Genomic DNA, 14060 nt, shown 5'->3' with positions numbered 1-14060 from the left:
GGAGACCTCTCACCTAAAAAGGCTTCGAGGTGACGATGGGCTAAGGAGATTTCTCACCCTAAAGGGATTCGAGGAGGCGTGCTTACTAAGGAGATTTCTCCCTCGTGCCTCGGTTCGAAAAGACGATAAAAAAAGCCATCTACGATAATGAGAATGGCTTTCAAAGTTAAAGGCATAAGCCTCTTTTACTTATTCATGATCTGGTTTTGCTGATCTATAGATTCCTGGTGAACTGCCTTCAGGTATTTTTCAATAAACTCATCACTCAGTCCAACTTTTCTGCCTTTAGTGAAAGCTTTCTCTAAAATCTCTTCCCATCTTTTGGTTTGTAAAATGGAGATGTTATTCTCCTTTTTATACTGACCGATTTTTTGAGCTACTTCCATTCGTTGAGCAAAAAGTGCTATGATCTCATCGTCATACTTGTCAATCTGGCTTCTGAAAGCTGAAAGTCCTGAAAGACTACCATTCTGAGGAGCTGTATTTCTTAAAACAAGATCACTTATCATTTCGCCCACTCTCTCTGGCACCACCTGCTGTTTTGCATCACTCCATGCATTATCAGGATCGATATGCGACTCGATCATCACACCATCAAAGTTCAGGTCTAATGCCTCCTGAGACACTTCAAATAGCATGTGTCTATTTCCACAGATATGACTAGGATCGCAGATCATGGGTAGGTTAGGGAATCGTCTTTTCAACTCAATGGGAAGCTGCCATTGTGGTGCATTACGATATTGCTTTTCACCATACTTGGCAAAACCTCTATGGATCGCACCAATCTGTGTGATGCCTGCCTGTTGAATACGCTCTATAGCCCCAATCCATAATTCAAGGTCAGCATTAAGAGGATTTTTGATTAATACGGGAATGTCAACACCTTTTAGCGCATCAGCAATCTCCTGAACAGAAAATGGATTTACAGTAGTTCTGGCTCCAATCCAAAGCACATCAACACCATGCTTTAAAGCTTCCTGTACATGCGCTGCAGTGGCCACCTCAACAGTGATAGGCAAACCGGTAGCTACTTTGGCCTTTTGTAACCACTTTAATCCGATAGAGCCAATACCCTCAAAGTTGCCGGGTCTGGTTCTCGGTTTCCAAATCCCAGCTCTTAGCATATCCACTTTGCCTGTAGCTTTTAAGCGCATGCAGGTTTCTAGTACTTGTTCTTCAGTTTCAGCACTACAAGGTCCACTGATTACAATAGGTCTTTCCACTCCCGGGAACCACTCTGTTATTGCGGGTAATTTCTGTAAAGCTTCCATAATTAGTTATTTAAAGCGGCCTCCTGACCTTTTAGTTCTATACCATCCAAAATTCTTTTTATCTCGTTTGCTGAAGCAATGTGCTCATGTGTTTTGTGCAACTCATCCTGTTGAATCATTTGCTTCAGAGCGTTAAGTTTACCAACATAAGCATCAATTGCGGTTACCAGGTTTTCCTTGTTTTCATGGAAGATAGGTGCCCACATATTGGCTGAACTGTTGGCCAAACGTACCGTGGAGGCAAAACCACTACCCGCCATGTTAAAGATACTCTTCTCATCTTTCTCTATATCAAGTACAGTAAGCCCTAATGTGAAAGAGGTGATATGAGACAAATGCGAAACATAGGCAATGTGTCTGTCATGCTCAGCCGCATCCATTTTTATAATTTTCATCTTCAAGGTTTCAAACACTTTCTCGGCTGTTGCCAAAGATGATGCACTACTATGATCAGCATCGCAAATGATATTTACTTTTCCATCGAACAAATAATAATGGGCAGCGTCAGGGCCTGAGAACTCAGTACCTGCTATTGGGTGACAAGCCACAAACTGGCTTCTGTTTTTGTGATTTGCTACGGCAGAGCAGATGTTTTGCTTAATAGAACCAACGTCTATCACGGTGGCTTCTGGCTTGATGTTGTCAAGCACTGCTGTTAATACCTCAGGTGCATGATCCACTGGTATCGCCAATATGACAAGATCAGAAGAAGGCACTGCTTCCTCCAATGATTTTGCTTCATCAATAATGCCTACTTCCAGCGCTTTGGCCAGATGGATGCTGTTTTTATCAACACCTAAAACGGTAGTGGCCAATCGCCTCTTTTTCAAATCTAGCGCCATCGAGCCGCCTATTAATCCTGTTCCAATTACTGTTACTATCATTATTTGTTCTTTATATGTTCAATTCTTTCTAATGCTTTTTTAAATGTCTCAACTGGTGCGCAGAGCGAGATGCGTATGTATCGTTTGCCATTATCCCCAAAAATAAATCCCGGGGTAATAAACACATCGGCCTGATATAAGATCTCATTGATCATGACATCTACATCAGCAATACTTTCCGGGATTTTGGCCCAGACAAACATGCCCACCTGATCTTTATGATAGCTACAATCAAGTGTATCCATGATCTGCCAAACTACAGCTCTACGTTCTTTATAAGTTTTGTTAACTGAGGCATACCAGTCATCACCGAGGTTAAGTGCTTCAACAGCTGCTTCCTGAATGCCTAAAAACATACCTGAGTCCATATTGCTTTTGAAGGTCAGGATGTTGTTGATGTGCTGCTCACTGGCTGCAATCATTCCCACTCTCCAGCCTGCCATGTTGTGCGATTTGCTCAATGAGTTGAGCTCCAATACATAATCTGAAAGTCCTGCGGATAGCATACTCAAAGGTTGATCATTGAGTATGAAGCTGTACGGATTGTCGTTGCAGATTAAAATCTCATAGCGCTCTCCAAAGGCTTTTAATTGCTCAAAAAGAGCAACACTGGCACTTGTACCCGTTGGCATATTGGGGTAATTCACCCACATCATTTTGACCTTGCTCAGATCAGTATTTTCCAATGCCTTCAAATCAGGAAGCCAGCCTTGTTCATCACTAAGGGTGTAATACCTGCAAGTGGCACCTGTAAGCCTTGCCGATGCGGCATAAGCCGGGTAGCCTGGGTTAGGTACAAGCACTTCATCACCAGGATTTAGGTAGGTCATGGAAATGTGTATGATACCTTCCTTAGATCCGATCAGTGGTAAAATCTCAGTTTCAGGATTCAAATCCACCTGATAGTATTTCTTATACCATGCGGCAAAAGCATTTCTTAAAGCCGGAGTACCCTTATAGCTCTGGTAACCATGTACATTGTCCTTCTCGGCAGTATTTTTTAGTTTATCAATAACCGAATCAGCCGGTTTAAGGTCAGGACTACCAATACCGAGATTGATAATATCTTTTCCTTCAGCTCTAAGCTGAGCTATCTCTCTCAATTTTTTAGAGAAGTAGTATTCTTCAACGCCCGATATTCTATCCGCAATAGTTATCATAGCGTTATCCCTTTTTTGTAAAGCCCTAATACTCTCAGCTTATTGCTGTATTTTTTCAATGCCTCAAGTCCCTGCTCATATTGCTCAAGGTTTTCAAACTCAACATCAAGATGGAAATAGTATTCCCACTCTTTTTTGATGACTGGGAAGGACTGAATTTTAGAAACATTAACATTGATTTCCGCTAGAGCTGTCAATGCCTTGGCCAAACTTCCAGGTTCATGATTAACTCCAAAGTATAAAGAAGCTTTATTAGCAGACTCATCTACATCATTGGCTTGACGCCCGAGAATAAGGAACCGAGTGTAGTTGTTATGAACCGTCTCTATGTTAGGCGCAATAATTTCCAGATCGTAAAGTTCGGAAGCCCTTTTACTAGCAATAGCCGCTACACCTACCAAATTGTTATCTCGCACCTGTTTGGCACTCAAGGCCGTATCTTCGGCCTCTACCAGTTTCATATTCGGGTAATTCTTCAGGTACTGTCGGCACTGGTAAATGGCCATAGGGTGGGAGCGCACTTCCACAATATCATTGACCGTTTGACCTGGCAGCGCCATTAAATGCTGACTGATCTGCAAGTAGATTTCACCTTTGATGAAAAGATCAGCGCCCTGAAGCAGTTGATAGTTTGACAGAATACTTCCTGCAATGGAGTTTTCAATAGCCATAACCCCGCCATCTGTTATCGAGGCATCGCTGCATTTGTAGGCAAGATCCGAAAACGAAGGGCACGGGATAATGTCAATTGACTCATGAAAATAACCTTCAGCAGCTATCTGATGAAAACTGCCTTCATACCCCTGAATGGCAATTTTGTGTGCTGTCAATGTCTCTACGTTTTCGTTCATCTGTACTTTATTAGTTATCCTCATTTCGATCCCCGGTTTGCCGGGAGAGAAATCTCCGTTCAACTTAAGGAGATTTCTCACTCATTCGCTGATGGCTCATTCGTTCGAAATGACGTTACAAACAAGACATAAAAAAAGGCCTCCAAATTGGAGGCCTCATGCTATTTTTATATATACAACGGTGCCTCCTTTAATTACTTAAAGTAAAAAAAGTAAAAGCTAAAATATGTTGTATAAGTACTTGTCGTGTTCATTACTTCGGTAAATATGCTATTTAATTTTTTGTATCCAACAATAAATAATAAAAAAGTGAAGATGTTATTTATCGAAAACGATTGCTGCCTCCTTTTAAATTCTTTTTCTTATGATTTGGGTCAATCTAATGTTGATCCATCATTATTTGATTTCCATCGGGGTCGGCAAGCATGATTGACTTCATTACTTCGGTTGCCGAGGTTTCTTTAATTAGTGTTAGGCCTTTTGATTTAAGGTCATTTTGGATGGACAATACATCTTCCGGATTAAAAGTGAGTATGTTATCACCGAACATACCCTGAAATAAGCCCAGTTTAACGGATTCATTTTTAATGATTCGCCATTTCATTTTATCGGTGTCTTTAAATCCCTCGTGGATATGACCGCCATCAATAACTTCAAATCCTAGTTTTGTATAAAAGTTGAGGCTGACTGTTATGTCCTTAACGGAAAGGCTAAGTGAAAATGTTCCTAGTTTCATATTCTATATAGTATTTTGGACAGTTTAATTATATAAATCTAAATAGCAGTTTTTAGATTTTATCCGCCTAATACTTTAGTATGATTTTGTTATTATCTGCAGTAATACATTGCTTATTGGAGTTTAAAGGTAAAAAAATAAGGAGCTTGCGCTCCTCATTTCAAAAATTAATGCAGTTAGGAAATTTTAATTAAATGACTACCGGAACATCACTTAACATTTTCCATTCTCCGTTCTGATGTTTTACCAGTGTTACGATAGAAACAAATGTCATTTTGGTTCCTTTGAATGTGACTTTTGCACTGGCTGTATTTCCATTGACAAGCACCTTTTCAATGGTTATGTCACGGCTGTCACCACCAAATTCCTTTGAAGCTATCTTTTCCAGGTAGACTGAACGCGGCATAATCACAACTTCCGTACTCCCAAACAGTTGATTCATAACCACTCGATAGTTTTCATCGAGATATTTATCCAGTGTCTTGGCATCATTAAAATCTCCGGCATTTGAGAAGTTTTTGATCGTGGCTTTTATAGCTTCTGTTTCTGATTGTTGGGCAGTAGCACATGCGCTTAGCAGCATACCTATAAGCCCGATTAAAATTGATTTGTCCATTTGTGTTTAATTTTTAGTTTAAAATTTATTTAGTGATAATGCAATAGTTGATATATCAATTAAAGGGATAAATTTTTTTATGACATGTTGTTTTGAATTCTTTTCAGCATTCCTTCCAGCGTTTTTAGTTCTTCAGCAGTAAATCCTTCTACACTCTTACTGCGGTGTTTCTGTACTATCCCAATATTGTTCTTAACAAATGTCTTTCCTGCCGAGCTTAGTTTTATGTTATACTGCCTTCTATTGTTCTCAATGGCCTGTCTTTCGATAAGTCCTTTCTTTGAAAGTAAATCCAATGTACGTGTAATGGAAGCAGGATCCCGTAGGGATTTTTCGGCCAGTTCTTTCTGCGACATTTGGTCAAATTCTTCAATGATTTTAAGAAGAATCCACTGCTCAATGGTGATGCCCAGACCAAGACGATCAAAATCTCTTTGGGAATATACCTTTGAAATTTTGCTGGTCTTCTCAATCTGGAAAAGAATTACATCTTCAATTTTACCGCCTGTCATTGCAATATCAATTATTGATACTACAATTATAATATTAATAATTGATATATCAACTATATCTTATTAAATTTTCGGTAGGGCTCTCCGAATAGCTACCAAATGGCCAAAGATCACCACCGGAACAACAATGGAAGGCAGCCATGAAAATGGGAAGTAAAGTATGGCAACGTTGGGCTGATCGAAGGATAATTGTTGAATGGGTGATGGAACTGATAAAATGCCTGTTATCACTACTTGTAAGACCAGCGCAAGGCAGATAATATTCCAGGCCAGCAAAACACCATTGGGGAGTCGTTTTTGTCTGTAACCGAAGTAAGCAATCAATGGAGCGCTAAGTCCTGAAAGGATATCAAAATTTCTTCCTTCAAAAGTCATTGACTCTGGTAACACTGCATGGATAGAAAGCCATAACAAGACAATTTCTACAGCTACCCTCACAGTATGGAGATACCCATATGTTTCCAGGTCAATACTGTCAATAAAAGCGCGGCCTTTTTTGGTTAGAAAGGTGATGGCTGCCACCACAATACTTGGAGCAATGAATAGTATGAACCTGGGTGGAATACTGTCATTATCCAGAAAAAAATCCTGAGCATTGAGAACAGCTACAAGTACAGTCATAGCTAATATGTACAGAAGTGCAACTTTGTTTTTGTTGGTAGCCTTGAAGAAGAGCGCAATGGTGACTGTGGTGATGGCAATAAATACCAGGCCGACATAATTGGGTAGCGTTTCCATAGCTGAAGATTTATTAATAATGCACTTATAAATCTGCGAAAAATTTTCTAAAAATAGATTTTCCAAAAACCAGAATCTTGAATAAATGATGTTTTAGAAAATTAGATTGTTAATAACTATATTGGAACCACACCAACCTTTAATGTCATGATAAAACAGATACTCTTTGTTTTAATACTACTTTGCTGTGTTCTTACTTCAACTGCGCAAGACCAGGTTTATGAATTGAGAACTTATAAATTGGAATACTTTAAACCTGCAGCAGTGCTACACAATTATTTTGAGCAGGCACTGATACCAGCGTTGAACAGGCAGGGGATTAAGAATGTAGGCGCCTTTGAAGAAACCAGCGGGGCATTGCCCAGAAAGATCTACTTACTCATTCCATATGAAAATATCACGGCCTTTCAGTCTGCTGGTGATGCATTGTTGAATGACACTCAGTATCAGAATGAAGCAAAATCTTATCTTACCGCTGCTCAGGAGACTATGCCTTATGACAGGATAAGCGTTGATCTTATCAGGTCCACTTCGGGGTTTTCAGAACTTATGAAACCTGCTGATGAGGCAAACCTTTTTGAGCTAAGGATTTATGACAGCCACAATGAAGATGCGCTGAGAAGGAAGGTGAAAATGTTTAATGATAGCGAGTTTGACATTTTTGCAGAAGTAGACATGTCTATGGTGTTTTTTGGAGCTAACATCGCGGGTAATAAAATGCCTTGTCTTACTTATTTGCTGGCCTTTGGTGATATGAATGAACGTGATGAGGAATGGGCTAAGTTTGTTAACCACCCCGAATGGAAAAGAATTGTTGACTTAGAGGAGTACGCTAATGCCATGAACGAGATAACCCGTGTTTTTCTAAAACCATTGAGCTATTCTCAGTTGTAAGCTTTGGCATTTTATTGAAGTATTCAAACCATTATAAGAAGGAATTAAAAATAAAAAGGTCAACTTAATTTAGCTTCCACTAACTCTCGTAACGGATTATCTCAATACCTGGCTTTTAAGTAAAATTCATTCTGATTGTAACCTTTTGTTTTCAATTCGGTATACCTATTATATTTACATTTATGATGGTAATAGAATGAAGGCAACCAGTCTGGGAGATTTCGAAGAGTTAGTATTAATGTCTGTTTGTATTTTGGATGTTGAGGCCTATGCTGTCAGCATAAAAATGGATTTGGAAGAGCGGCTGAAGAAGAGTATTAATATCAGTGCCATTCATACAGCACTTTATCGGTTGGAGGATAAGAATTTTTTAACTTCTAAAATGGAGGGTGCTACTGCAGAAAGAGGGGGTAGAAGAAAGCGCTATTTCATGCCTACTTCAGCAGGTGAGGAGGCTTTGGCTCGACTCAAAGCATTACGCTATTCCATGTATCAACAAATTCCAAGACTCTCAAATGCGTAAAGATATGCATCCACAACCGCCCCGATGGATGGACAAGTTATTGGCCCTTTACTGTAGTGCTCAGCGTTTTGAAGAATTGCAGGGAGACTTACATGAACTATATTGTCATGACCAGAATGAAAAGGGAAGCGCATTTGCCAAACGAGCTTATTTGTGGAATGTGCTCAAGTGCCTTAAACCCTATGCCTATAATTATAAAAGCCACTACGAACACCATAATAAAAACACAAAAGACATGATTTGGAAATTCTTATTGCTTGCTTTTCGTAGGTTAACCAGACAGTTTAGCTATTCAATGATTAATATCTCTGGCTTAACAATGGGGATTGTCTGTTTTACTTTCATTTATCTTTATGTTAGTCACGAGCTCAGCTTTGACCAATTCCACGCAAAAAAAGAAAATCTCTATACCACGCCTTTTACATGGCATTTTGGTGATACCACTTTACCTACAGCCCGCGCTACATCCAATGTTGGCCCTTTGCTAGAGCAAAACTACCCTGAAGTACAGCGTTTTGTCAGGTTAACACCTATGTCAAGAGTTGTAAAAAATGGTGATGTGGTGGCCGAGGAAAATTCCTTTGTTTTCACTGATAGCACTTTCTTTGACATGCTTTCATTTGAACTTATTGAAGGGAATCCTAAATCTGCTTTGGTAGAACCTAAATCTGTTATACTAACAGAAAAAATGGCCGCTAAATATTTTGGGACTGATTGGAATAGAAACAGTTTATTGGGTACGACTTTACAAATAGGAGCAGAGGATGAATTTAAAATAACAGGCATTGCTAAAAACCCTCCTAGCAACTCACATATTCAATTTGACTTTTTGGCGAGCTTCTCTACTTTTCCAGAGATGGCCAACATTTCTGGTTTTGATAATAGTGCCTACCTCACTTATGTTGAGCTGGTTCCCGGTGCTAATATAGATCAACTAAGAAGTCAAATAACGGAGGATTTGAAAAAAGGATTTAATGGGGAATTGCCAATTGAAATTGGGCTAAAGCCTTTCAATGAAATATACCTTGAATATGGTATGTCAACAGGAGTTGGGCCTATTAGTGATATTACCACCGTTTATATTTTTGGAGGTATTGGTTTACTCATTATTATCATTGCCTGCATTAATTATATGAATTTGGCTACCGCCAGATCTGTAGAGCGGGCAAAAGAAGTTGGGGTTAGAAAAGTAATGGGTGCTGCACGTACTCAGCTAATAGGGCAATTTCTAGGTGAGTCTGTTATTATCACTTTCGTTTCGGTGCTGATGGCATTGGCACTTTTATATTCCTTCTTACCACTTTTTAATAACCTGGCGGCAAAAGAACTTGACTTAAATCTGTTATCAGACACACAGTTACCTTTATTTCTTGTTATCATTTGGTTAAGTGTTTCATTCCTTGCCGGGGTATATCCTGCATTTGCCCTTTCCGGGTTTTCAGTTATTGGAGTACTTAGAGGAAGGTTTAAAAACTCATCAGCCGGCAGTATGTTGAGGAGGGTTTTGGTGGTTTTTCAATTTTCCATTTCGGTGGTGCTTATTGTTTCTACCATTGTGATATATAAGCAGCTATCTTTTGTCAATAACAAAACCCTTGGCTATGACAAAGATCTTATTATCTCCCTGCCATTAGACCCTCAATCGAGACCTCAGATTGAGCTTTTAAAACAGCAATTTGAGAAACTTGCCGATGTGCAAGCGACTAGTGTGACTGGTCAGTTGCCATCGCAAATTTCCTATGAGTCAACATTGGCCATCAAAGAAGGCGAAGAGAACAGGCAATTGATGAGAATCAGTTATATAGATAATGATTATGTAGAAACCCTGGGCTTAGAAACTATATCAGGAGGAGAAATGAGCACTACTAATACGGAAGCCTATGAGTTTCTTATCAATGAATCTGCCGCTAAGTTTTTTGGCTGGACTCCGGAAGATGCCATTGGTCAGCGGATCAAAATTTGGAATTCAGAGTGGGGCAATGTAGTAGGCGTGGTTAAGGATTTTCATTTCTCATCACTTCATGAAAAGATAAAGCCCTTGGTGCTATATAATGTTGAAGGGGAAGGGTTTGGAAGAAACAACATGATGCTGAGAATAGTATCAGACGATTTCACCGCTACACTAAAGTCTATAGAAGATATTTGGTCTAAAACCGTAACGCACAAACCATTTGAATATGCCTTTTTGGCTGATAAGCTTGATAGCTCTTATGAGAAAGAAGCACATCTCAGTGAGTTGATCAGTGTATTTTCCATACTGGCAATATTTATTGGCTGTCTCGGGCTTTTCGGACTTGTTTCATACACTGCTTACCAGCGATCTAAAGAAATTGGTATTAGAAAGGTGTTGGGAGCATCTGTAGGGAATATTATTCTCATTCTCTCCAAAGGTTTCTCCAGACAGATAGTTGTTTCGTTAGTTATAGGTATTACAGCGGCCTATTTTATCATGGATATGTGGCTACAAAGTTTTGAGTACAAAACAACGATTGGGCTGGATGTTATCCTGTTGTCCGTCATAGTGACTTTAGGAATTGCACTTTTTACTATGAGCTTCAAGTCTATACAGGCGGCTTTGCTAAACCCCGCAGATACATTAAGAAGTGAGTAGCATTAGATTGATATGAGATTTTTAGATTCATTAATTCTTTCCAAATTTCACTAACCTCATTTCAAGATTGTTTGGAGAGTTATACAAATGGCAACGTTTCATTACAAGTCCAAAATTCTTGGCATATAAATCTGAGTTAATTCTGGTTCCGTATTGATAATCAGGATCAAGAGATTCAACTATGCCTTCATAATTAAGGCATTCAAATTCTCCAGCCGGAACATTTGCCACTATTGAATTGCTTTTTAATATATATTTAACTGTTGCAATTGGGTTTTCGCCTGCTTTAATGGTAATGGTTGTTTCATTGGTTTTATCAAGTGTAAATAGTAATACTTCTGAAGGAAACTTGTAAAGAGAATTCGCTGAGTCAAGGAGGATTTCGGTTCTTTTATTTTTTAAAAATGTTCCGCGCCTAACGATAAATGATCTACCATCAATTAATGTATCAGTAGATATATAGACACTATCCCTTACATTATATTTACTTTCGGTTCCGTCAGGATATATTTCGTACCATTCATAAACCCAGTAGTTACCAACTTCCAGATTAGTAAACTCACTGGCTAACTGCTGTGGGGATACTTCTTCTTTTGAACATGAGGATAATGTGATTACGGCAAATAGTATGGTGACCAGATAGAGAAACTTCATCTTACTTAGGTTTCTTCCTTCAACGTTGTTAAAGGCAAATTAGTATATGAGTTTTTCGCTATAATAGCTATTCTTGAACCATTGAGGTTTGATTGTCGGCAACTAATGAATCTCTTTGAACACCGCCTTGTTTCCGCTTTCCATTGGAGGCGGGGCAAGGTGGGCATGCTCTGCGTCATAAACCTTACCTGATACTTTTTCTATCTTGTAAGATGACTCTTGACCTTCAGAAACTACACTTACAGCATAGTATTTCTCCTTTTCATAGATTATCATATCATCATCAAAATTAGCTGCGTCAAATTGGCCAACTGCGTCACTTTTATTAATTGCTTCAGTGACAAATTGGATATTCACCTCTGTATCTTCAGTTGGTTTGTAGAATGTAATAGGCTCTTCATTGGGTTCAATTCTATTAAAAACGGGACTTTTACCGGTGGTTTTTTCAATAACATGAACCAGAGCGTCAAAATAAAAGGCAGATTCTAGAGGTAGATATTTTATCGGATTTCTAAAGGATACATACACATCATTACCATCGGTCATGACTTTGATTTTGCCAAAATTTTGAACGCTGGCTTTTTCATCAAGTAACTCCAGGGCCAACTGTACAATAGAGTCTTTCCCGAGTTGCATAACTTCTTGTACTTCTTTATTCATAGCAAGCTCTTGAGAATAGCTGGATGTGGAGTTTATTATCATTAAAAACAGAACGAATACTTTAATCAATTTTTTCATAAAGAATAACTGAATAGGAAAAGTATTACTACCAAATAATAGATAGAAGAGAGCTTCATAATTCGGTCTTAAATGTGTTGGTTAATGTTTATTTCTAAAGGTGATCAATTTTTAGATACAATCGAAATATAATGATTGCTAACATTATGTTGAACTTAGTTGCAGCAACGGTTGCCTGGCCTCATTTGGTGAAGTATTGAAATGCTTTCATTTTCTCTACGATGAGCTGATTTTGGACTTTTCAACTATAGAATTTATAAACTCCTTGGCATTTAATTCTTTAAGCTCTGCATAACGTTGTTTGTTCTGACCGGCTTTTTCGGCCAGTTCATATTTCAACTCCTGATATTTTAATCTGGCCCATTCGTTTGTTCTTAAATAATTGCGAAACAGAAGATGTCGGTTTAACTCTTCACTGTCAATAGGGCAAACGTAAAGGTGGTGTTTTATATTATCTAAGATTTCATTCTTAGACAGTCCAGCATTACGTTTAAAAACTTCTCGATTTAGAATGCCTTGATTGCCATTATGTAAGTATCCAATTTGAGATAATCCCGATTTAACTTTGTTAAAATCAGTGTCAGTTCCATAGATTAGATCAATGTCAATTATTGATTTAGCTGCTAAGTTTGGAATTGATGTACTTCCAATATGTTCGATGCTAATGTTAAGCCCAATTAATCCTTTCTCTATTTCCAGCTTTATCTTTCGGAAATCTTGATCCCATTGAAGCTCATATTCTTGAATCAGCATAGGGTATTACTTTCTTTCTAAAAGAATTATTCGTTTTTAATGGTAAACGATGCCGTTAAGCCAACACTAAAGTTTCGAGGAAGCTTATCTACACCAAAAATAGCCCTGGAATGTTGACCTTTATCTTCCAAGATTTTTACGAATAAGTCAGATGCTCCATTGACTACTTTTGGTGAATCGTCCCAATTTGCTCCCGATTGAAAGTAGGCATCTATATGATTTAACCCTTCAATTTTTTCAAAGCCAACTTTATTATCTATTTGTGCTAAAACATTCAAAGCGCAAAGTTCCATTGCTTTATAGCCTTCATCAGTGGTAAGGTCTTCGCCTAAACGTCCTAGGTAAAGATATTCTTCGTTTAGAATGGGAAATTGTATTGCTATATATGCAATGCTTCCCCGAACATTTACAGAAAGGTAGCTTCCGCCAGGAGTTGATATGTCAGGAAGTTTATATCCGAGTTTGTCTAAATTCTCTTTAGGTGTCATTATCTTGTTTTTACTGCCGCACAACGATTATGCATAAGCTGAACTTTTCCGATATCTATAAAAGTATCTGATTCAAATACGCTTTGCAAGCCTTTAGGTCAATGCACTCGTTTTTGAAACGAGCGCAAGCTGGGTACTTACTGCAAGCCTTATTCCTTTTTGACTTCAAATGCAAAATATGTTTCTTCCATCATGAAGATCATTTTGCCATCCTTTTTTGAAGCTGTTATTCCCATGAAGTAAGACTTTTCATTTTCCTCTTCATAAATACTAATATTTCCAGTTTGACTATCTAATTTCCAGTATCCATTGGTCAATCTCATTTCTTCAAAGGGGAAATCAAACGTAAACTTATTTTCATTCCGAAAAACAAATATTGTTTTCAGAAAGGCATTTTGCATCACATTGATTTGCTCCTTCATCTCATTCGGTATTTCACCTTTTATTTCGACTAGTTTTACAGGTTTCCATTCACCAATTAATTCTTGCTCTGATACCTGTTGTGCATTTAGATTGAAGGATATGAATATGAATAGCGGCAATAATATTCTCATGTTTTCTTTTGATTACTGAAGTCAAGTTAGTGATAGCAAAGAGATATTATAACTTTTACAATACCTAAATGCTTAAG

At 38.3% G+C, this 14060-nt stretch carries 16 protein-coding genes; 3 read left to right on the top strand and 13 right to left on the bottom strand.

The features are described from left to right. Positions 1-185 precede the first annotated feature (185 nt). The 8 genes from RIB54_RS03660 to RIB54_RS03625 form a co-directional block, all read right to left on the bottom strand. Positions 186-1271 carry a chorismate mutase gene (locus RIB54_RS03660; RefSeq protein ID WP_350070888.1) on the bottom strand — a complete coding sequence of 362 codons (1086 nt, stop codon included), beginning with the start codon at positions 1269-1271 and terminating at the stop codon, positions 186-188. A gap of 2 nt (positions 1272-1273) precedes the next feature. Further along, on the bottom strand, positions 1274-2155 hold the full coding sequence (locus RIB54_RS03655) for a prephenate dehydrogenase (RefSeq protein ID WP_350099331.1): 882 nt from the start codon (positions 2153-2155) through the stop codon (positions 1274-1276). Next, positions 2155-3315, bottom strand: a complete 1161-nt coding sequence (locus RIB54_RS03650; RefSeq protein ID WP_350099330.1) for a pyridoxal phosphate-dependent aminotransferase — start codon at positions 3313-3315, stop codon at positions 2155-2157. The genes RIB54_RS03655 and RIB54_RS03650 overlap by 1 nt, the downstream gene beginning before the upstream one ends. Next, a complete protein-coding gene (locus RIB54_RS03645; RefSeq protein WP_350099329.1) occupies positions 3312-4166 on the bottom strand; it encodes a prephenate dehydratase in 855 nt (284 codons plus the stop codon). Before RIB54_RS03645 ends, RIB54_RS03650 begins: the two co-directional genes overlap by 4 nt. Before the next feature lie 379 nt (positions 4167-4545). Beyond that, positions 4546-4902 (bottom strand): VOC family protein, encoded by a 357-nt coding sequence (locus tag RIB54_RS03640; RefSeq protein ID WP_350099328.1) that lies wholly within the window; start codon positions 4900-4902, stop codon positions 4546-4548. A gap of 190 nt (positions 4903-5092) precedes the next feature. Next, positions 5093-5518: a nuclear transport factor 2 family protein gene (locus tag RIB54_RS03635; protein ID WP_350099327.1), complete on the bottom strand. Its 426-nt coding sequence runs from the start codon at positions 5516-5518 to the stop codon at positions 5093-5095. A 77-nt stretch (positions 5519-5595) separates the two neighbouring features. Beyond that, positions 5596-6030 carry a MarR family winged helix-turn-helix transcriptional regulator gene (locus RIB54_RS03630; RefSeq protein WP_350099326.1) on the bottom strand — a complete coding sequence of 145 codons (435 nt, stop codon included), beginning with the start codon at positions 6028-6030 and terminating at the stop codon, positions 5596-5598. A gap of 63 nt (positions 6031-6093) precedes the next feature. Beyond that, entirely contained in the window at positions 6094-6768 is a 675-nt protein-coding gene (locus tag RIB54_RS03625; protein ID WP_350099325.1) for a DUF8737 domain-containing protein, read from the bottom strand. 147 nt (positions 6769-6915) lie between these two features. Between RIB54_RS03625 and RIB54_RS03620 the strand changes: the two genes are divergently transcribed. The 3 genes from RIB54_RS03620 (at position 6916) to RIB54_RS03610 (ending at position 10796) form a co-directional block, all read left to right on the top strand. Next, on the top strand, positions 6916-7662 hold the full coding sequence (locus tag RIB54_RS03620) for an NIPSNAP family protein (RefSeq protein ID WP_350099324.1): 747 nt from the start codon (positions 6916-6918) through the stop codon (positions 7660-7662). 196 nt (positions 7663-7858) lie between these two features. Further along, positions 7859-8185 (top strand): PadR family transcriptional regulator, encoded by a 327-nt coding sequence (locus tag RIB54_RS03615; protein WP_350067910.1) that lies wholly within the window; start codon positions 7859-7861, stop codon positions 8183-8185. Positions 8186-8189: 4 nt separating this feature from the next. Beyond that, positions 8190-10796 carry an ABC transporter permease gene (locus RIB54_RS03610; RefSeq protein WP_350099323.1) on the top strand — a complete coding sequence of 869 codons (2607 nt, stop codon included), beginning with the start codon at positions 8190-8192 and terminating at the stop codon, positions 10794-10796. A 30-nt stretch (positions 10797-10826) separates the two neighbouring features. Here RIB54_RS03610 and RIB54_RS03605 read toward each other — a convergent pair whose 3' ends face one another. The 5 genes from RIB54_RS03605 to RIB54_RS03585 form a co-directional block, all read right to left on the bottom strand. Then, positions 10827-11450, bottom strand: a complete 624-nt coding sequence (locus RIB54_RS03605; protein WP_350099322.1) for a hypothetical protein — start codon at positions 11448-11450, stop codon at positions 10827-10829. A gap of 102 nt (positions 11451-11552) precedes the next feature. Further along, the gene (locus RIB54_RS03600) at positions 11553-12188 is read right to left on the bottom strand and encodes a hypothetical protein (RefSeq protein ID WP_350099321.1); all 636 of its coding nucleotides are present in this window, start codon (positions 12186-12188) and stop codon (positions 11553-11555) included. 216 nt (positions 12189-12404) lie between these two features. Next, on the bottom strand, positions 12405-12941 hold the full coding sequence (locus RIB54_RS03595; protein WP_350099320.1) for a GrpB family protein: 537 nt from the start codon (positions 12939-12941) through the stop codon (positions 12405-12407). A gap of 26 nt (positions 12942-12967) precedes the next feature. After that, entirely contained in the window at positions 12968-13429 is a 462-nt protein-coding gene (locus RIB54_RS03590; RefSeq protein ID WP_350099319.1) for a RidA family protein, read from the bottom strand. Positions 13430-13578: 149 nt separating this feature from the next. Beyond that, a complete protein-coding gene (locus RIB54_RS03585; protein WP_350099318.1) occupies positions 13579-13983 on the bottom strand; it encodes a hypothetical protein in 405 nt (134 codons plus the stop codon). Between the last annotated feature and the right edge of the window lie 77 nt (positions 13984-14060).

The organism is Fulvivirga sp. (genome assembly GCF_040218215.1).
GTDB lineage: Bacteria > Bacteroidota > Bacteroidia > Cytophagales > Cyclobacteriaceae > Fulvivirga.
This window is presented reverse-complemented; position numbering and strand designations above follow the sequence as displayed.